The organism is Sphaerisporangium siamense (genome assembly GCF_014205275.1).
Taxonomy (GTDB): Bacteria; Actinomycetota; Actinomycetes; order Streptosporangiales; family Streptosporangiaceae; genus Sphaerisporangium; species Sphaerisporangium siamense.
On record NZ_JACHND010000001.1, the window covers coordinates 3034919 to 3052994 of the forward strand.

The following is an 18076-nucleotide window of genomic DNA, read 5'->3' on the forward strand; positions in this document are numbered from 1 at the left end:
CGGATCGGCGGCCCGCCGGGCGTGGCGGGCGGCCGTCTCAGACGGAGACGCAGATGCCCGGCGGGTCGATGTAGAGGCCCATCGAGACCTCCACCTTCTGACCTCCGCTGAGCTGCTCCAGCTCCTCGTCGCCGAGCACCTGCCCGGTCGTCTCGTTCTGGTCCACGCTCACCCCTCCTTTCGTCGATCTTTCACGGGCCGCCGGATCGCCCGGCGGCGTTCCCGGGGGTCGGCCCGGTGATCCAAGGAATATGGGGCCGCTCTTGGAATCGGCTTGGACAGGACTGAACAGGACGGGACGGCTCCCGCGGCGGCGCGTCACCCGTTCGCCCGGCAGTCCCTAAGCTTGCGGCTTGTGAGCGAGTTTCCGTGGGGCCAGGCCAGCGCGACGGGGGTGGGGTCCCACCCGGGCGCCGACCATGTCGAGACGTTGCGGGTGGTGTTCGGCGAGGTCCCCGACCTGCCGTATCTGCCCGAGCTTCCCGACCGCGGCGTCGGCGCCGACATGGTGGGGCGCACGGCGTCGCTGCTGGTCGACCTGGCGGTGGAGGTGCAGCCGTCCGGGTGGCGGTTCACCGACAGGCCGGGCCGCGACCTGCGCAGGGCCAGAGAACACCTCGCCCGCGACCTCGACGGCCTGGAGGAGGTCGCCCAGGGGTACGAGGGCCCGCTGAAGATCCAGGTCTGCGGGCCGTGGACCCTCGCGGGCACCGTCGAGCTGCGCTACGGCGACCGCACGCTGGCCGACCCCGGCGCGGTCCGCGACCTGGCCGACTCGCTGGCCGAGGGGCTCGCCGCGCACATCGCCGCCGTGCGGTCCCGCGTGCCGGGCGCCACGGTGGTGGTCCAGGTGGAGGAGCCGGGCCTGCCGGGGGTGCTCGCCGGGACGGTGCCGACGGCCTCGGGGTTCGGGCGGCTGGCCGCCGTGGAGCCCCCGGTCGCGGCCGAGCGGCTGCGCGCGGTGCTCCCGTCCGACGCGTTCACGGTCGTCCACTGCTGCGCGCCCGAGGTGCCGTTCGACGTGCTGCGCTCGGCCGGGGTGCGGGGCGTCTCGCTGGACGCGGGGCTGTTGCGGCGCAGGGACGAGGACGCGATCGGCGAGGCGATCGACCGGGGGACGGCCCTGTTCCTCGGCGTCGTGCCCGGCACGGACGCCCGGCTGCCCGACGTCGGCGTGGTGGCCAAGCCGGCCGTCGAGCTGTGGCGCAGGCTCGGCTTCGCGCCCGCGGACCTGGCGCGCCAGGTGGTGCTCACCCCGTCGTGCGGGCTGGCCGGCGCCTCACCCGGGTACGCCAGGGCCGCGCTCGCCCGGTGCCGCGAGGCCGCCCGCGTGCTGCGCGAGGACCCCGAGGACGAACGCGACTGATCCGGCCGGACGAGTGCGCTTCAAGTGCCTCGCAAGCGGCGTGCCCTATTCCTGGATGGCGTGGAACCACCCAGGAATCCGGGAGAGAAAGTCATGCGCAGCGGTCTTCGCGTCCTGCTCGGCCTCACCACCGCCGCGGCCCTCGGCCTCGGCCTGCCCGCCGCGGCGTCGGCCTCTGTATCGGCTCCTGTATCGGGCTCTGTATCGGGCTCGGTGTCGGCCTCCGGTGCCGCGGTGAGCTCGGCCGCCGAGAGGTGGGAATGGGGGCCCACCGCGTCCACGGACTTCAAGGGCTGGGCGTCGGGCGAGATCCGGACGACGCGGTCCGGCCTGCGGATCAGCGGCGACGTGTACGACGCCGGGGGCGCCCGCACGTGCACCTGGCTGAAGATCAAGTGGCTGACCGACCGCGGCAAGTGGCGCACCGCGACGTACAAGAACTGCTCGCAGTCCAGGACGCGGTCCTTCCGGATCAACGCCGGGTACATGCTGACGTCCTCCGCCAAGGTGTGCCGGGGCACCTCGACCCGCGTCACCGGCAAGTGCTCGCACTGGGAGGGCGTGTGGTCCCAGGGCGGCTGACCACGAAAGCCTGATAAGTCGGCAAATAGTGGTTGTGCCGGTCTTTGCCGGACACCCTGATTCTTCAGGCGATCCCGGGGGGACGACGCCCGGGATCGCCTGTTGCCGTCCGGGTCCGTTTCATGGGGAAATGTCGGTGCCAGATGGCATGGTGGAGGTAACGATTGCCCAGGTAGAGCGCCGATGCGCGGGCGCGAGCACGCGCCGCTGCCCGTAGCGTTCTCCTTGGGCCGCACGAACGAGGGGAGACGGCATGACCGCCGAGGTGGAGGGCGTTCCGGTGTCCGCACTGGACCGCCATGCCGAGCTGGCCGAGCTGGCCGAGGAGGCCAACTGGCGCTACTACGTGCTCGACGCGCCCACCGTGAGCGACGGCGAGTACGACTCCTGGATGCGTGAGCTGCGGGAACTCGAAGAGGCGCATCCGTCCCTCGTGACGCCGGACTCGCCGACGCAGAAGGTCGGCGCGCCCATCTCCACCGACTTCACCCCGGTGCGCCACCTGCGGCGTCTGGAGAGCCTCGACAACGCGTTCAACGACGCCGACCTCGCGGCCTGGCAGGCCAGGGCCGAGCGGCTCCTCGAACGCGACCCGGCCCCCTACCTGTGCGAGCTGAAGATCGACGGCTTGGCCATCGCCGTGGTGTACGAGAAGGGCAGGCTGGTCAGGGCCGCCACGCGCGGCGACGGCCGGGTGGGCGACGACGTCACCGCCAACGTGCGCACGATCGCCAACATCCCGCACCGCCTGCACGGCGACGACGTGCCCGACGTGCTGGAGGTCCGCGGCGAGATCTACCTCACCGTCGACGGCTTCGTGAAGCTGAACGAGCAGCTCGTCGCCGCGGGCAAGCCGCCGTTCGCCAACCCCCGCAACTCCGCGGCCGGGTCCCTGCGCCAGAAGGACCCCCGGATCACCGCCCAGCGCGACCTGAAGATGATCGCGCACGGCGTCGGCGTGTGGGAGGGCTCGGCCCCGCTCCCCGCCACCCAGTCCGGCGTGTACGAGAGGCTGCGCGACTTCGGGCTCCCGGTCAGCCCCCTCTACAAGGTGGTGGACACCCTCACCGAGATCGAGGAGTTCATCGAGAACTACCGGCAGCACCGTCACGACACCGAGTACGAGATCGACGGCGTCGTGGTGAAGCTCGACCGCATCGAGCTGCAGCGCCAGCTCGGCTCCACCTCACGGGCCCCCCGGTGGGCGATCGCCTTCAAGTACCCGCCGGAGGAGGTCAACACCAAGCTGCTCGACATCCAGGTCGGCGTCGGCCGCACCGGCCGCGTGACGCCGTACGGCGTGATGAAGCCCGTGGTCGTGGCCGGGTCCACGGTCGAGCGCGCCACCCTGCACAACGCCTCGGAGGTCGTGCGCAAGGGCGTGCTCATCGGCGACACGGTCGTGCTGCGCAAGGCCGGGGACGTCATCCCCGAGATCGTCGGGCCGGTCACCGCGCTGCGGGACGGCGGCGAGCGCGAGTTCGTCATGCCCGCCCACTGCCCCGAGTGCGGCACCGAGCTGCGGCGCATGAAGGAGGCGGACGTCGATATCCGCTGCCCCAACGCCCGGTCCTGCCCCGCTCAGCTCCGTGAGCGCATCTACTTCGCGGCCGGGCGGAAGGCGTTCGACATCGAGGGCCTCGGCTACGTCGCCGCCACGGCGCTGACCGCTCCGTTGCCGCCGCAGCAGCCTCCGGTGCGCACCGAGGCCGACCTGTTCGACCTCACCATGGAACAGCTCCTGCCGATCAAGTCCGTGGTCCGCGACCAGGACACCGGCCTGCCGAAGACCGATCCGGAGACCGGCGAGCCCAAGATCGTCACGTTCTTCGCCAACATGAACGGCGAGCCCAGCAAGAACGCCGAGCACATGCTCGCGGAGCTGGAGCGGGCCAAGTCGCAGCCGCTGTCGCGGGTGCTCATCGCGCTGTCGATCCGGCACGTCGGCCCCACGGCGGCGCAGGCCCTGGCCACGACGTTCCTGTCCCTCGACCGCGTCTTCGGCGCGTCGGAGGAGGAACTGGCCGCCGTCGAGGGGGTCGGCCCGACGATCGCCGCGTCGATCCGCGAGTGGTACGCCGAGGACTGGCACCGCGAGATCGTCGACCGGTGGCGCGCCGCCGGGGTCCGCATGGAGGACGAGCCGCCCACCGGGCAGGGCTCCCAGATCCTGGCGGGCCTCACGCTCGTGGTCACCGGCACCCTGGAGGGCTTCACCCGCGACGAGGCGGGCGAGGCCATCCAGGCGCGCGGTGGCAAGGTGACCGGCTCGGTGTCCAAGAAGACCGGCTTCCTGGTCGCCGGCGAGAACGCCGGGTCCAAGTACGACAAGGCGCTCAAGCTCGGCGTCCCCATCCTGGACGAGAAGAATTTCCGCGTCCTGCTCGACAAGGGCCCCGACGCCGTCGTCCCGGTCTCGGCGGACGCCCCGGAGGCGGCTCCGGAGGAGAGCGCCACGGGCGCCGGCTGACGGACGGAGGTCCCAGAAGCGGCGCCCGCCCGCGCCGTCGAGCAGGGGAGACGCGGCCCGACGCCCGGCGGGCCGCATGCTCGACTTGCCGATGGGCGGCCCGCGCCACACCGCGGCCCCCGCTGACCCTCGCAGGCCCGTGCGCGGCCGGTCCGGCGTCGTCGGACGCCCTGCGCGGCCGTGCCGAGCGTGAACACCTGCGCGGAAGCCGCGCGGCGCGGGCGCCGGTGAATCAGAATGGTCAAGTGCGGGTCAAACCGCGTGTGGACTCTTGTGGAGGGTTCCAGGGGGCATTTCACGGGATCCGGACCGGCTGGGGGAGCCGGAGGAAGGGTGACGTAACACGAGGTCCCGAAATATTCGGTGACGCAACGTGCCCAACCGGTTTCGCGAAGTGGCCCAAAGGCCGTACCCTCCCATAGTGACCTCTTGGGGGTTTACTTGCCTATGACGGACCCATCCGACACACGCGACACCGCTCCGCGCCCGTTGTCCCCGCTCTGGACCTACATCACGGGAGTCGTGCTCACAGGGCTCGCGGCGCTGGTCGTCGCCGAGGTGCGGCTCGGTGCCTGGGAACTCGTCACGCTGGCGCGCACCTCCCTGTTCTGGGTGCTGGTGGTGCTGGTCGTGCTCGGGGAGCTCCGCCCGCTCGTCGTCTCCACCTCGCGCCTGGTCGGCGGCACTGCCACCTCGACCATGTTCACGTTCGCCATATTGCTCTACTACGGCCTCTCGGTGGCCGTGCTGGTCCACGGGCTCGCCCTGGTGGTGAGCGGCCTGTCCCACCGCAGGGCCTGGCACCGGGTGGCGTTCAACGTCGCCCAGGTCACGCTGGCGTCCACCGCCGCCGGGGTGGTCCTCAGCCTCTTCGGGCACCATCCGCGCCCCGCCGTCCCGTGGGTGCCCGAGGGCGTCGACATGACGGCGGTCGCGCTCGCCGCCCTCGCCTACTTCGCCGTGCGCGGCGTGCTGGTCTGCGGCGCCGTCGCGCTGCACGAGCGCCGCTCGCTCACCCGCGTGCTGCGCACCACGATCGGCCACCAGAGCGTGGTCTACGCCGCGCTGCTCGGCCTCGCGCCGCTGGTCGTGGTCGTGATGAGCCGCTCGCCCGCGCTGGTCCCGCTGTTCGTGGCGCCGCTGGCCACCATGTACTTCACCGCCTCGATGTCGGTGCGCCGCGACCACCAGGCCATGCACGACGGCCTCACGTCCCTGCCGAACCGCAAGCTGCTGATCCTGAGCACCGAGGAGGCCCTGGCGGAGGCCCGCGACGACACGCGGGTGGGCCTGCTGCTTCTCGACCTGGATCGCTTCAAAGAGGTCAACGACACGCTGGGGCACCCCGTGGGGGACCGGCTGCTGCAGATCGTCGCCCACCGCCTCACCCACAGCGTGCGGCCGGGCGACGTGGTGGCCCGGCTCGGCGGCGACGAGTTCGCCGTCCTGCTGCCGACCGTGCGGGACGCCATGGCCGCCCGCGAGGTCGCCGCGCGACTGCGCGCCGCGCTCACCCAGCCGGTGCGCCTGGAGGGCATGACCTTCGACATGGACGCCTCGGTCGGCATCGCGCTCTACCCCGACCACGCGCCCGACTTCGAGCTGCTCCTCCAGCGGTCCGACGTGGCCATGTACTTCGCCAAGGAGGGCCGCACCGGCGTCGAGGTCTACAACGCCGAGAAGGACCGCAACTCGCCCGAGCGGCTCAACCTGCTCGGCGACCTGCGCAGGGCCATCGGCGGCAGCGACCTGCGCCTGCACTACCAGCCCAAGGTGAACCTCGCCACCGGCATGGTGGAGGGGGTGGAGGCCCTGCTGCGGTGGTGGCACCCGGAGCGCGGCCCGATCTCCCCGTCCGACTTCATCCCCCTGGCCGAGCAGTCCTACCTGATGCACCAGATCACCCAGCACGTGATCGACGCCGCGCTGGAGCAGGCCGCCGACTGGTGGCACGCCGGGCTTGAGGTGCCGATCTCGATCAACGTCTCGGCCCGCGACCTGCTCGACTCCGCCCTCCCGGACACGCTGGAGGCCGGGCTGGACCGCCTCGGCCTGCCGCCGCGGGCGATCCAGCTGGAGGTGACCGAGCGCATCCTGATGACCGACCAGGCGTACACCTCCGACTCGGTCCACGCCCTGGTCGAGCTGGGCATCCCCCTGTCCTTGGACGATTTCGGCACCGGGTACTCCTCGCTGGTCCGGCTCCAGCGCCTCCAGGTGTGCGAGGTGAAGATCGACGCCTCGTTCGTGCAGCAGCTCGGCAAGTCGATGGACGACGAGCGCATCGTCCGCTCGATCGTCGACCTGGTCCGCTCGCTCGGCCTGCGGTCGGTGGCCGAGGGCGTGGAGACCGAGGAGGTCGCGCGCCGCCTGCGCGACATGGGCTGCGACGCCGCCCAGGGCTGGCGGTTCGCCGAGCCGATGCCCGCCGAGGACGTGACCGGCTGGCTGCGGGCGCGCATGGGCGGGACCCCCGACTCCTACGACCGCCGCGGATCCGCCGAGGTGACGGCCTGCTAGCCCGGGGCGCGGCGGTTCGTCGAGGCCGGCCGAACGGAGGTTAATGGTTCGGCCACGTTCGGTCACGCGCCCTAGGATGATGTCACTGTCCGATTGCCATCCATGAAACGGGTTAACGACTCATGTCCGCCATAACCCGCGACGAGGTCGCTCACCTCGCCCGGCTCTCCCGGCTGGCGCTGAACGACGCCGAGCTCGACCACTACGCCACCCAGCTCGACGCCATCATCGGCGCGGTCGCGCGCGTGTCCGAGGTCGCCACCGACGACGTCCCGCCGTCCTCGCACGCGCTGCCGCTCACCAACGTCTACCGTCCCGACGAGACGCGGCCGAGCCTGACCCCGGAGCAGGCGCTGGCGGCCGCCCCGGCCGTCGAGGACGACCGCTTCCGCGTCCCGCGCATCCTCGGGGAGGAGGCATGAGTCTCACCCGCAAGACCGCAGCCGAGCTCGGCGCGCTCATGGCCTCGGGCGAGGTCTCGGCCGTCGAGGTCGCCCAGGCCCACCTCGACCGTGTCGCCGAGGTCGACGGGCAGGTCCACGCCTTCCTGCACGTCGCCACCGAGTCGGCGCTGGCCCAGGCCCGCGCGGTCGACGCCCGCCGCGCCGCCGGCGAGGAGCTCGGCCCGCTGGCCGGCGTGCCCATCGCCCACAAGGACGTCTTCACCACCACCGACATGCCGACCACGGCCGGGTCCAAGATCCTCGAAGGCTACCGGCCGCCCTACGACGCGACCGTGACCGCGCGCCTGCGCGAGGCGGGCCTCGTGATCCTCGGCAAGACGAACCTGGACGAGTTCGCGATGGGCTCCTCCACCGAGAACTCCGCCTACGGCCCGACCCGCAACCCGTGGGATCTCGGCCGCATCCCCGGCGGGTCCTCCGGCGGCTCCAGCGCCGCGGTGGCCTCCTACCAGGCGCCGCTGTCCACCGGCACCGACACCGGCGGCTCGATCCGCCAGCCCGCCGCCGTCACCGGCATCGTCGGCATGAAGCCCACCTATGGCGGCTCCTCGCGGTACGGGCTCATCGCGTTCGCCTCCTCGCTGGACACGCCGGGCCCGTTCGCCCGCACCGTCCTGGACGCCGCGCTGCTGCACGAGGCGTTCTCCGGCCACGACGTGATGGACACCACCTCCATCCACGCCGAGGTCCCGCCGGTGGTCGAGGCCGCGCGCCAGGGCGACGTCGCCGGGCTGCGCGTCGGCGTGGTCAAGGAGTTCGGGGGCGAGGGCTACCAGCCGGGCGTGCTGGCCCGCTTCCACGAGGCCGTCGAGCTTCTGGAGTCGATGGGCGCCAAGGTCGCCGAGATCTCCTGCCCGAACTTCGCCTACGCGCTCCCGGCCTACTACCTGATCGCCCCCTCGGAGTGCTCCTCCAACCTCGCCAGGTTCGACGGCATGCGGTACGGCCTGCGCGCCGGCGACGACGGCTCGCGCAGCGCCGAGGAGGTCATGGCACTCACCCGCGCCGCCGGGTTCGGCCCCGAGGTCAAGCGGCGCATCATGCTCGGCACCTACGCCCTGTCCAGCGGGTACTACGACGCCTACTACGGCTCGGCGCAGAAGGTCCGCACGCTGATCGCCCGCGACTTCGAGGCCGCGTTCCACCAGGTCGACGTGCTGATCTCGCCGACCACCCCGACCACCGCCTTCCCGATCGGCGAGCGCGCCGACGACCCCATGGCGATGTACCTGGCCGACCTGTGCACGATCCCGGCCAACCTCGCCGGCAACGCGGCCATCTCCGTACCGTGCGGCCTCGCCGACGAGGACGGCCTCCCCGTGGGCCTCCAGATCATGGCCCCGGTCCTCGGCGACGACCGCTGCTACCGCGTCGGCGCCGCAATGGAGAAGGCGTTCGAGGACCGCTGGGGCGGCCCGCTGCTGAAGGAGGCTCCGTCCCTGTGACCACCACCCACACCTCCATGCCGTTCGACGAGGCGCTGGAGCGGTTCGAGCCGGTGCTCGGGCTGGAGACGCATGTCGAGCTCGGCACCGCGTCCAAGATGTTCTGCGGGTGTCCTACGGCGTTCGGGGCGCCGCCGAACACGCATGTGTGTCCGGTGTGCCTGGCGCTGCCGGGGGCGTTGCCGGTGGCCAATGACAAGGCCATCGAGTCGACGATCCGCATCGGGCTGGCTCTGAACTGCACGATCGCGGAATGGTGCAGGTTCGCCCGGAAGAACTACTTCTATCCGGACATGCCGAAGAACTACCAGATCAGCCAGTACGACGAGCCGCTCTGCTCCAACGGCTACCTCGACGTCGAGGTGGACGGGCGCCCGTTCCGCATCGAGATCGAGCGGGTGCACCTGGAGGAGGACACCGGCAAGTCCACCCACGTCGGCGGCGCCACCGGCCGCATCCACGGCGCGGACTACTCCATCGTCGACTACAACCGGGCCGGCATCCCGCTCGTCGAGATCGTCACCAAGCCGATCCCCGGCACCGACGGCCTCGCGCCCGAGGTCGCCCGGGCGTACGTCACCGAGCTGCGCGAGCTGATGCGCGCCCTCGGCGTGTCCGACGTCCGCATGGAGGAGGGGTCTCTGCGCTGCGACGTCAACGTCTCGCTGATGCCGCGCGGGTCCTCCGCGTGGGGCACCCGCACCGAGACCAAGAACGTCAACTCGCTGCGCAGCGTCGAGCGGGCCGTGCGGGGCGAGATCGAGCGCCAGGCCGCCATCCTCGCCGAGGGCGGCAAGATCGTGCAGGAGACCCGCCACTTCCACGAGGACACCGGCGCCACCACCTCCGGCCGGTCCAAGGAAGAGGCACAGGACTACCGCTACTTCCCCGAGCCCGACCTGCTGCCCATCGCCCCCGCGCCGGAGTGGGTCGAGGAGCTGCGCGCGGCCCTGCCCGAGCTGCCCTCGGCGCGGCGCAGGCGCCTGCAGGGCGAGTGGGGCGTCTCCGACCTGGACATGGCGGCGATGCACAACGCCGGCGCCATCGACCTGGTGGAGGCCACGGTGTCCGCCGGGGTGCCCGCCGCCGACGCGCGCAAGTGGTGGATGGGCGAGCTGGCCCGCCGCGCCAACGAGTCCGGCACGGCCCTGGCCGACCTGCCGATCACGCCCGCGCAGATCGCCCGGGTCGTCGAGCTGGTCGCCTCCGGCGCGCTGAACGACAAGCTGGCCCGCCAGGTGCTGGAGGGCGTGCTCGCGGGCGAGGGCTCGCCCGACGAGGTCGTCGAGGCCCGGGGCCTGCGCATCGTCAGCGACGAGGGCGAGCTGTCCTCGATCATCGACCAGGTTCTCGCCCAGAACGCCGACGCGGCCGACAAGGTGCGGGCCGGCAAGATCGCCGCGGTCGGCGCCCTGGTCGGCGGCGTGATGAAGGCCAGCAGGGGCAAGGCCGACGCCGGACGCGCCCGGGAGCTGATCCTGGAGAAGCTGGGCGTCCAGGCGTAGCCCGGCCGCCGCACACCCGTCCGAGCGGGCCCCGCGACACGGTCGCGGGGCCCGCCGCCGTTTCCGGCGGGCGTGGTCCCATTGCACGAGGTATGGGTTTCACTCTCCGAACGTCCGTCCGTGGGGCGGAATTCATCCGTTGATGTAGAAGAATTTGCGCGTGCCCGTGGTTTAGGGTGAGGCGGGGGAACAGGTACGGAGCGGGAGGAGACGAGGGCGTGCGGAACGCCGGAGCGTCCATCGACCCGCCGCCCGACCCGTACTCGGCGGTGCGACCGGACAAATCCAATCCCTCGTCCGGCACCCCTTCTTCTTCGTCGTCCGGTTCGTCGTCCACGGGCCGGCGGGGCCGATCCGGCGACGACAAGGAGCCCGTCTCCCAGCCGACGCGCAAGAAGCTTCCCCGCGGCGTGTCGCCGCTGCCTCCGGGCGTGTCGCCCGAGGTGTTCGCGCCCACGCCGCCGTCCTCCTCGTCCGGCAGGCCGCCGACGCTGCCGCCGCCCTCGCCGCCCGCCGAGCCGTGGCCGATGACCGGCAGCCCGCGCGTGCGCTGGAGCATGGACGACCCGGCCGCCCAGCCGTCGATCGTCATGGTCCCCGACCCGCCCGGGCGCCGGAGCCGCCTGCGCCGCATGCTCATCCTCGTCGGCGGCCTCGCGATCCTGTTCATGTTCGGCTACTGCATCCCCGCGACGTACATGTGGGGGAAGGTGCTGCCCGGCACCCAGGTCGCCGGCATCGCCATCGGCGGCATGACGCAGACCGAGGCGCTCGACCTGGTCCACGCCCGCTTCGACGTCAACGACCAGCGGGACGTCCCGCTGCTGCTCGGCGGCAGGCCCGTCGGCAAGATCAGGCCCAGCGAGATCGGGCTCGCCGTGGACGCCCAGGCCACGGTCGCCGACGCCGAGACCGGCTTCCCGAGCCCCGCCGACGTCTGGCGGGCCTTCACCGGCAGGCGCGAGTTGCCGCTGCGGCTCACGTCCAACCAGGTCAAGCTCGCGCAGGAGATCCGCAAGGTCGCGCAGGTGATCGACAGGCCCGTCCGCGAGGGGCGCATCGTCTACGACGGCGTCACCCCGCGCCTGATCCCGCCGCGCGAGGGCCTCGCGCTGGACCGGCGGGCCGCGGAGGAGGCCGTCAAGGCGGCGTTCGTCAGCGCCCCGTCCTCGGCCCCGCTCTCGGTCACGACCATCCTCCCCAAGGCCCGCGAAAACGCCTTCGCCCCCTTCATGGACGACGCGCGGCGCGCGGTGGCCGCGCCGATCCTCCTCACCAACGGCGGCAGGCGGGCGACGCTGACCCCGGCGGCCGTCGCCGCGAACCTGGTCTTCGCGCCCGGAGAGCAGGGCGACGTGGGCCCCCGGTTCGACACCCACAAGGCGATCGGCGGCCTGGAGGCCGGGCTCGTGGGCGTCGCCGAGGCCGCGCGGGCGGCCGGGTTCGTCATCGAGAAGGACACCCCGAAGCTCGTCCCCGCCCGCACGGGCAAGGGGGTCGACGTGACCGGGCTCAACGCGGCGCTGGCGCGGCTGATGGAGCACGGCGGGCGCCGGGTCATCCCGGTGTCGCTGGCCCTCACGCCGCCCGCGCTCACCGACGAGGACGCGCTCGGGCTCGGCGTGAAGGAGAAGGTCTCCACGTTCACGACGACCTTCCGGTGCTGCGCCGCCCGGGTGACCAACATCCAGCGGGCGGCCAGGCTCGTGGACGGGCGGCTGGTCAAGCCGGGGGAGACGTTCTCGCTCAACGACGCCGTGGGCCGTCCCGAGTCGTCCCGGGGGTTCGTGTCGGCCCAGGCCGTGCAGGGCGACCGGCTCGTGCTGATCATGGGGGGCGGCATCTCGCAGCTCGCCACCACCATGTACAACGCCGTCTACCTCGCGGGGCTGGAGGACGTCGAGCACTCCCAGCACGTCATCCACATCCCGCGCTACCCGCCCGGGCGTGACGCGGCGGTGTTCTACCCCGAGCCCGACCTGCGGTGGCGCAACGACACCCGGTACGGGATCCTCGTGACGGCCGAGGCGACGGGCATGTCGATCACCGTGAACCTCTGGAGCACCAAGCTCTACGACGAGATCAAGGCCGAGACCTCGGCGAAGACGGCGATCACCCCGCCGCAGACCTTCACCTACGACGGCGGTGACTGCGTTCCCTCGGACGGCGCGCCCGGGTTCACGGTCACGGTGACCCGCGTGTTCTCCAAGGACGGCGAGGTCGTCCGGCGCGACCAGCCGCAGACCATGACCTACGACCCGCAGGCGCGGGTGATCTGCAAGGGGGACCGCTCGCTGACGTCGGATCCGGAGCTGCGCCGCACGCCTCCGGCGGGGGACGGTTCGACACCCACGGCCACACCATCCCCCACCGGACAGAAACGATTAAAGAACAAAAATAAGGACAAAAATAGCGAATCCGTCAAAAACCCCAAAGCCACCCCGAATAAGACTAAGAACATCGGCAATCCCGCACCCAAGGCGAAGCCCGACAAGACCGCCACGCCGAATGGCAACGGGAACGGGAACGGCAACGGCAACGGCAATGGGAAGAAGTGAGCCGGGCCCCGAGACGCCACACCTCCCCCCGCAGACCACCCACCCCTCCTGAGAACACCTGGCCAGGACCCGCCGCCTCCGGGCCTACCTCAACGGGACGACCAGAATGCGATCGTCGCCCGGCCTCGGACTTCCCCGCCCGTCCTTGTTGCTCGTCCCCACGTACAGGTTCCCGTCCGGGGGCGCCGCCACCGCGCGCAGCCGCCCGTACTCTCCCTTGAACCTGGCGATCGGCCTGCCCGCCCGGCCCGCCGGGGTGAGGGGGATCTGCCACAGCCGCTGCCCCCGCAGCGCCGCCGCCCACAGGGACCCGCCCGCGTAGGCCAGGCCCGACGGTGAGGACTCGCTGGTGGGCCAGGTGAGCAGCGGGTCGGTGTACTTCTTCCCGCCGCCGAAGCCCTCGACCTCGGGCCAGCCGTAGTTGCGCCCCTTCTCGACGAGGTTGACCTCGTCGTAGGTGTTCTGGCCGAACTCGGTGGCGTACATGCGGCCCGCGCGGTCCCAGGCCATGCCCTGCACGTTGCGGTGGCCGTAGGTCCAGACGACGTTGCCGAACGGGTTGCCGGGCGCGGGCCTGCCCTCGGTGGTCATGCGCAGGATCTTGCCGCCCAGCGAGCCGAGGTCCTGGGAGAGGGGACGGTCGCCCGACTCGCCGGTCGAGGCGTACAGGTAGCCGTCCGGGCCGAACTCCAGGCGCCCGCCGTTGTGGATGGCGCCCTTGGGGATGCCGCTCAGGATCGTGACGGGGTTCGACAGCGTCCGGTCGTAGCGGTAGCGCACGATGCGGTTGTCGTCCGCGGCCGTGAAGTACACGAACACCGACCGGTCCTGGGCGAACCTGGGCGAGACGGCGACGCCGAGCAGTCCGCCCTCCCCGGCGGGGGACACGTCACGGATCACCCCCGCCTCGCTCACCCGCCCGGACGGGGTGACGCGCAGCAGCCGGGCCGAGTCGCGCTCGGTGACCAGCGCGTCGCCGGAGGGCAGGAAGGCGACGGCCCACGGCACGGCCAGGTCCGCGGCCAGGGTGCGGGGCGCCTTGGGTTGACGCTCGGGCGTGACGGCGGGCGGCGCGGGCCGCGTGGCGGGCGGATCTCCCGCGTCGGCGCGCCCGGCGCCGTCCGCGGCGCACCCGGCCGCCAGCGCCCCGGCGAGCACCCCGGCGGCGGCGCGCCGGCGGGCCCCGCGGCGGAACGTTCGGTTGGACATGTGACCTCCTCCGTGAACTCCATACTCGCCCGCGGACCGCGAGGTTCCCGGCTCGCGGGGCGGTCGTTAGGGTTGACGGTCATGAAGATTTGGGCTCCGTCCCAGGACGTCGTGGACGTCCTGGCCGATCTGCCGGGCGTGGAGTGCGAGGTCTACGACGGCGGCCCCGAGCCGCCCAAGGGCGTCGACGAGGTGGAGGTCTGGATCCCTCCGCTGATGCCGCCGCGCGCCACGGCCGAGATGCTCGCGCGCATGACGAGCCTGCGCCTGCTGCAGACCGTGTCGGCCGGCGTGGACGCCTACGTCCCGCATCTGCCGGACGGCGTGGTCCTGTGCAACGCCCGTGGCGTGCACGACGCCGGCACCGCCGAGTGGGCCGTGGGCGCAATGATCGCGGTCCTGCGCGAGTTCCCCGGATTCGCCCTCGCCCAGGAGCGCGGCGAGTGGACCTACCACCACACCGGCGTGCTCGCCGACGCCACCGTGCTGATCGTCGGGTACGGCTCGATCGGCCAGGCGCTGGAGCGCCGCCTGGACGGCTTCGAGGTGGACGTCGTGCGCGTGGCGCGGACGCCCCGCGAGGGCGTGCACGGTGAGGACGAATTGCCCCGCCTGCTGCCCGAGGCCGACGTGGTGGTGCTGCTCGTGCCGTCCACCTCCGGCACGGCCCGGCTCGTGGACGCCCCCTTCCTCGCGGCGATGAAGGACGGCGCGCTGCTCGTCAACGCCGCCAGGGGACCGGTCGTGGACACCGAGGCACTGGTCGCCGAGCTGCGCGCCGGCCGGCTGCGCGCGGCGCTGGACGTCACCGACCCCGAGCCGCTGCCGCCGGACCACCCGCTGTGGTCGGCGCCGGGCGTGTTCATCACCCCGCACGTCGCCGGCAGCACGCCCGCGTCCCGGCGGCGGCTGCGTAAACTCCTGAGGTCTCAGATGCTGAGATACCTGTCCGGGGAACCGCTGAAGAACGTCATCACGGGCTCGTACTGACACGCTTGACATTCATTCCTGACTCGGAACGATAAGAAAGCAAAGTCAGACCGTGGCTGCCTCGTGACCTCCGCTGCGTACGGTGAATCTCACCGCGCGACCGTTCGGAAGGCACGGCGGTTATCAGAACGGTGACGACCGGACGGTTGTCGCCTCCCGCGCCACCAGTCGGGCGGGACACTGGCGACGTGACAGGGATGAGCCGCATGGGCGACGACGTTGAACGGCCTACGTGACCCGAGGGTCCCGTTGACCGCCGCCGCCGGTCTCGGTGCGGTGGCACTCGCGGCCGCCCTCCTGGTCAACGGGTCCTCCGTGGTCGTCACCGCGGTGGCGGGGGTCGTCGCGGGCCTCGTGGCCGCCGCCGGCCTGCTGGTCGGCTCCGTGCGCGCCGCGCGCCGCTCGCGCCGCCACCGCGCCTCGTCCCTGCGCCGCCTGGCCTTCGGGTCGATCATCTGGCTCACCGGCGAGGGGGTGCGGCCCATCGCCGAGGGCACGCCCTTCGTGCTCACCTTCGCCGACGTGCTGTTACTCGTCGGCGTCCTGCTCCTCGCCTTCGGCTGCGGGAGCACCGCGCGCCGCACCGCCTACGGCCGGTCGCTGCTCCACTACGCGGCGGGCGCCTACGTCGGCGCGGCGTCGCTGTTCACGATCTGCTGGGTCACGCTGCTCGCCCCCGTCTACGCCAAGACCGACGAACCCGGCTCCCTGGCCTCGCCGGTCGTGTGCCTGCTCGCGACCTGCGCCGTCGCCCCGGCCGTGCTGGCCTCGCGCTCGCCCGAGCGGCGCGTGGGCCTCGGCGCGCTCGGCGTGCTCGCCGCGATCACCGTCCAGGAGTTCGCCACCTCGGTCGGCCGGGCCGCCGCGAACGGCGAGCCGTCACTCATCGTGGGCATGCTGGCCCCGGTCGCGTTCCTGCTCCTCGCGGTCACGCCCTGGTCCGGCCGGGCCCGCCCCCGCCGCGGCTGGCCCGCCGCCGTGGTGGACGCCGCGCCGCTGGCCCTGGTCGCCGTCGCGACCGTCGTCGTCGCGGTACGGGTGATGACCGGCGGGCCGGGGCCGTGGACTCCCGCGCTGCCGCTCGTGGCCGGGTCGGTCGTCCTGGTGCTGCTGGTCAAGGTGTTCGTCCTGGACATCTCCACCGCCAGCATGCGCGGCAGCCTGGAGTCGGGGGAGCGCCAGCTCGTCCAGCTCGCCGAGAACGCCGGGGACGTCGTCCTGGTCGTGGATCTCGACGGCGTGATCCGCGAGATGGGCGCCGGCGTGGAGGCCATGTACGGCTACCGCTCGCAGGACCTTCTCGGCCAGCCGGTCTACGGCTACGTCCACTCCGAGGACGTCCCCGCCATCCAGGCCGCGCTGCGCGCCATGGCCGTCGAGGAGGACGCCGACCGCCCCGGCGCCTGCCGCATCGACTGCCGGGTACGCGCGGCCGACGGCACGTGGCGGCCCGCCGAGTCCGTCGCCACGCGCCACCCGCGCGAGGGTGAGGACCTGGTGCTGATCTCCACGCGCGACGTCAGCGACCAGGTCGCGCTGCGCAACCAGGTCGCCCACCTGACCTTCCACGACGGCGTGACCGGCCTGCCCAACCGCGCCTACTTCGAGGAGCGCACCCGCGAGGTCCTGGCCCGCAGGGGCGCCTCGCGCACCGCCGTGATCTTCATGGACCTGGACGGCTTCACCGGCGTCAACGACTCGGTGGGGCACGCCAGCGGCGACTACCTGCTCAGCCAGGCCGCCCGGCGGCTGCGCGCGGCCGTCAGCACCGACGACACGCTGGCCCGGTGGGGCGGCGACGAGTTCGCCCTCCTGCTCGAATCCGGCGGTTCCGGGTCCGCCGACGCGCAGTCGGCCATCGACCTCGCCGAACGCCTGCTGCGCGCGGTGTCCACCGAGCCGTTCCGCGTGGCCGACCGCGACATCGCGCTGACCGCCAGCGTCGGCGTGGCCTTCGCCGAGGACGGCCTGCCCGCCGGCGACCTGATCCGCAACGCCGACGTCGCGATGACCCGCGCCAAGGAGCACGGCGGCCGCCGCGTCGAGGTCTTCGCCGCCCACATGCACGCCGACGTCGTACGCCGCCTCGAACTGGCCGCGGACCTTCAGCGTGCCCTGCTGGCCGAGCAGTTCGCGGTCGAGTACCAGCCGGTGGTGGACCTCGCCACCTCGCGGATCACCGCCGTGGAGGCCCTGGTGCGCTGGTGGTCGGGCGGGGCGTTCGTCCCGCCGCAGCAGTTCCTCGGCGCCGCGGAGGACACGGGCCTGATCGTCCCGCTCGGCGAGTGGATCCTGCGCGAGGCGTGCCGCGAGGTCGCGGCCTGGCGGGCGTCGTCCTCCGACATCGGCCTGTCGCTCAACCTGTCCAGCCGCCAGATCACCGCGCCCCGGTTCGTGGAGACCGTCGAGGCCGCGCTGGCCGACAGCGGCCTGCCCGCGAGCGCCCTCACCCTCGAAGTGATCGAAGAGATGCTCGTCGAGGACGCCGAGGAGGTCATCGAGCGGCTCGGCTCGCTGCGCGCGCTCGGCGTGCGCCTGGCCATCGACGACTTCGGCACCGGCTACGCCTCCCTGGCCCTGCTGCGCACGCTGCCCGTCGACATGATCAAGATCGACCCGTCGTTCGTGTCGGGCCTGGGCAGCGACGAGGCGCTCACGCTGCTGACCCGCACCATCGTCCGGCTCGGCCACGACCTCGGGCTGACCGTCGTGGCCGAGGGCATCGAACGGCCCGAGCAGCTTGAGCTGCTGCGCGAGATGGGCTGCTCGCGTGGCCAGGGCTACCTGGTGGCGCGGCCGATGGCGCCCCGGGGCGTGGACACCCTCATGCGCACGGACTGCCCGCCCCTGCAGAACACCGCCTGATCGTCTGCGGCGGGCGCGCGGGCGTCCCGGCGACCGGACCCGGGCCGGGTCCGGCGTGGCGTCCCGCGCCGGTGCCGGCCACCGTCCGAGATCCCATATCGT

12 protein-coding genes are annotated in these 18076 nt (G+C 72.4%); 10 read left to right on the forward strand and 2 right to left on the reverse strand.

Annotated elements, in window-relative coordinates:
- Positions 1-37: 37 nt before the first annotated feature.
- Positions 38-166 (reverse strand): hypothetical protein, encoded by a 129-nt coding sequence (locus BJ982_RS39315; protein WP_260413769.1) that lies wholly within the window; start codon positions 164-166, stop codon positions 38-40.
- A gap of 189 nt (positions 167-355) precedes the next feature.
- On the opposite strand from BJ982_RS39315, the gene BJ982_RS14000 reads away from it, so the two are divergent.
- The 8 genes from BJ982_RS14000 to BJ982_RS14035 all read left to right on the forward strand — a co-directional run bounded on the left by BJ982_RS14000 (position 356) and on the right by BJ982_RS14035 (position 12910).
- Positions 356-1366, forward strand: a complete 1011-nt coding sequence (locus tag BJ982_RS14000; RefSeq protein ID WP_184880239.1) for a methionine synthase — start codon at positions 356-358, stop codon at positions 1364-1366.
- A gap of 93 nt (positions 1367-1459) precedes the next feature.
- Positions 1460-1948: a hypothetical protein gene (locus BJ982_RS14005; protein WP_184880241.1), complete on the forward strand. Its 489-nt coding sequence runs from the start codon at positions 1460-1462 to the stop codon at positions 1946-1948.
- Between the two features lie 253 nt (positions 1949-2201).
- On the forward strand, positions 2202-4418 hold the full coding sequence (ligA, locus tag BJ982_RS14010) for an NAD-dependent DNA ligase LigA (RefSeq protein WP_184880242.1): 2217 nt from the start codon (positions 2202-2204) through the stop codon (positions 4416-4418).
- A 447-nt stretch (positions 4419-4865) separates the two neighbouring features.
- Complete coding sequence (locus BJ982_RS14015) at positions 4866-6938, forward strand: putative bifunctional diguanylate cyclase/phosphodiesterase (protein ID WP_184880244.1); 2073 nt, start codon at positions 4866-4868, stop codon at positions 6936-6938.
- 122 nt (positions 6939-7060) lie between these two features.
- Positions 7061-7360, forward strand: coding sequence for an Asp-tRNA(Asn)/Glu-tRNA(Gln) amidotransferase subunit GatC (gene gatC / locus BJ982_RS14020; RefSeq protein ID WP_184612401.1), 300 nt, complete (start codon positions 7061-7063; stop codon positions 7358-7360).
- Positions 7357-8847 (forward strand): Asp-tRNA(Asn)/Glu-tRNA(Gln) amidotransferase subunit GatA, encoded by a 1491-nt coding sequence (gene gatA, locus BJ982_RS14025; RefSeq protein ID WP_184880246.1) that lies wholly within the window; start codon positions 7357-7359, stop codon positions 8845-8847. Before gatC ends, gatA begins: the two co-directional genes overlap by 4 nt.
- A 17-nt stretch (positions 8848-8864) precedes the next feature.
- A complete protein-coding gene (gene gatB / locus BJ982_RS14030; RefSeq protein WP_184888824.1) occupies positions 8865-10352 on the forward strand; it encodes an Asp-tRNA(Asn)/Glu-tRNA(Gln) amidotransferase subunit GatB in 1488 nt (495 codons plus the stop codon).
- A 218-nt stretch (positions 10353-10570) separates the two neighbouring features.
- Entirely contained in the window at positions 10571-12910 is a 2340-nt protein-coding gene (locus tag BJ982_RS14035) for a VanW family protein (protein ID WP_184880248.1), read from the forward strand.
- A gap of 84 nt (positions 12911-12994) precedes the next feature.
- Here BJ982_RS14035 and BJ982_RS14040 read toward each other — a convergent pair whose 3' ends face one another.
- A complete protein-coding gene (locus BJ982_RS14040) occupies positions 12995-14119 on the reverse strand; it encodes a PQQ-dependent sugar dehydrogenase (RefSeq protein ID WP_184880249.1) in 1125 nt (374 codons plus the stop codon).
- Positions 14120-14200: 81 nt separating this feature from the next.
- On the opposite strand from BJ982_RS14040, the gene BJ982_RS14045 reads away from it, so the two are divergent.
- Together BJ982_RS14045 and BJ982_RS14050 are read left to right on the forward strand one after the other, a co-directional pair.
- Positions 14201-15109: a 2-hydroxyacid dehydrogenase gene (locus BJ982_RS14045; protein ID WP_184880251.1), complete on the forward strand. Its 909-nt coding sequence runs from the start codon at positions 14201-14203 to the stop codon at positions 15107-15109.
- Positions 15110-15385: 276 nt separating this feature from the next.
- On the forward strand, positions 15386-17974 hold the full coding sequence (locus BJ982_RS14050) for a putative bifunctional diguanylate cyclase/phosphodiesterase (protein WP_184880253.1): 2589 nt from the start codon (positions 15386-15388) through the stop codon (positions 17972-17974).
- Positions 17975-18076: the final 102 nt, after the last annotated feature.

What these genes read in the sequence shown, in the direction of transcription:
- BJ982_RS14005 (WP_184880241.1), top strand. Translation starts at nt 1,460, where the DNA reads ATGCGCAGCGGTCTTCGCGTCCTGCTCGGCCTCACCACCGCCGCGGCC.
- ligA (WP_184880242.1), top strand. Translation starts at nt 2,202, where the DNA reads ATGACCGCCGAGGTGGAGGGCGTTCCGGTGTCCGCACTGGACCGCCAT.
- BJ982_RS14015 (WP_184880244.1), top strand. Translation starts at nt 4,866, where the DNA reads ATGACGGACCCATCCGACACACGCGACACCGCTCCGCGCCCGTTGTCC.
- gatC (WP_184612401.1), top strand. Translation starts at nt 7,061, where the DNA reads ATGTCCGCCATAACCCGCGACGAGGTCGCTCACCTCGCCCGGCTCTCC.
- gatA (WP_184880246.1), top strand. Translation starts at nt 7,357, where the DNA reads ATGAGTCTCACCCGCAAGACCGCAGCCGAGCTCGGCGCGCTCATGGCC.
- gatB (WP_184888824.1), top strand. Translation starts at nt 8,865, where the DNA reads ATGCCGTTCGACGAGGCGCTGGAGCGGTTCGAGCCGGTGCTCGGGCTG.
- BJ982_RS14040 (WP_184880249.1), bottom strand. Translation starts at nt 14,119, where the DNA reads ATGTCCAACCGAACGTTCCGCCGCGGGGCCCGCCGGCGCGCCGCCGCC.
- BJ982_RS14045 (WP_184880251.1), top strand. Translation starts at nt 14,201, where the DNA reads ATGAAGATTTGGGCTCCGTCCCAGGACGTCGTGGACGTCCTGGCCGAT.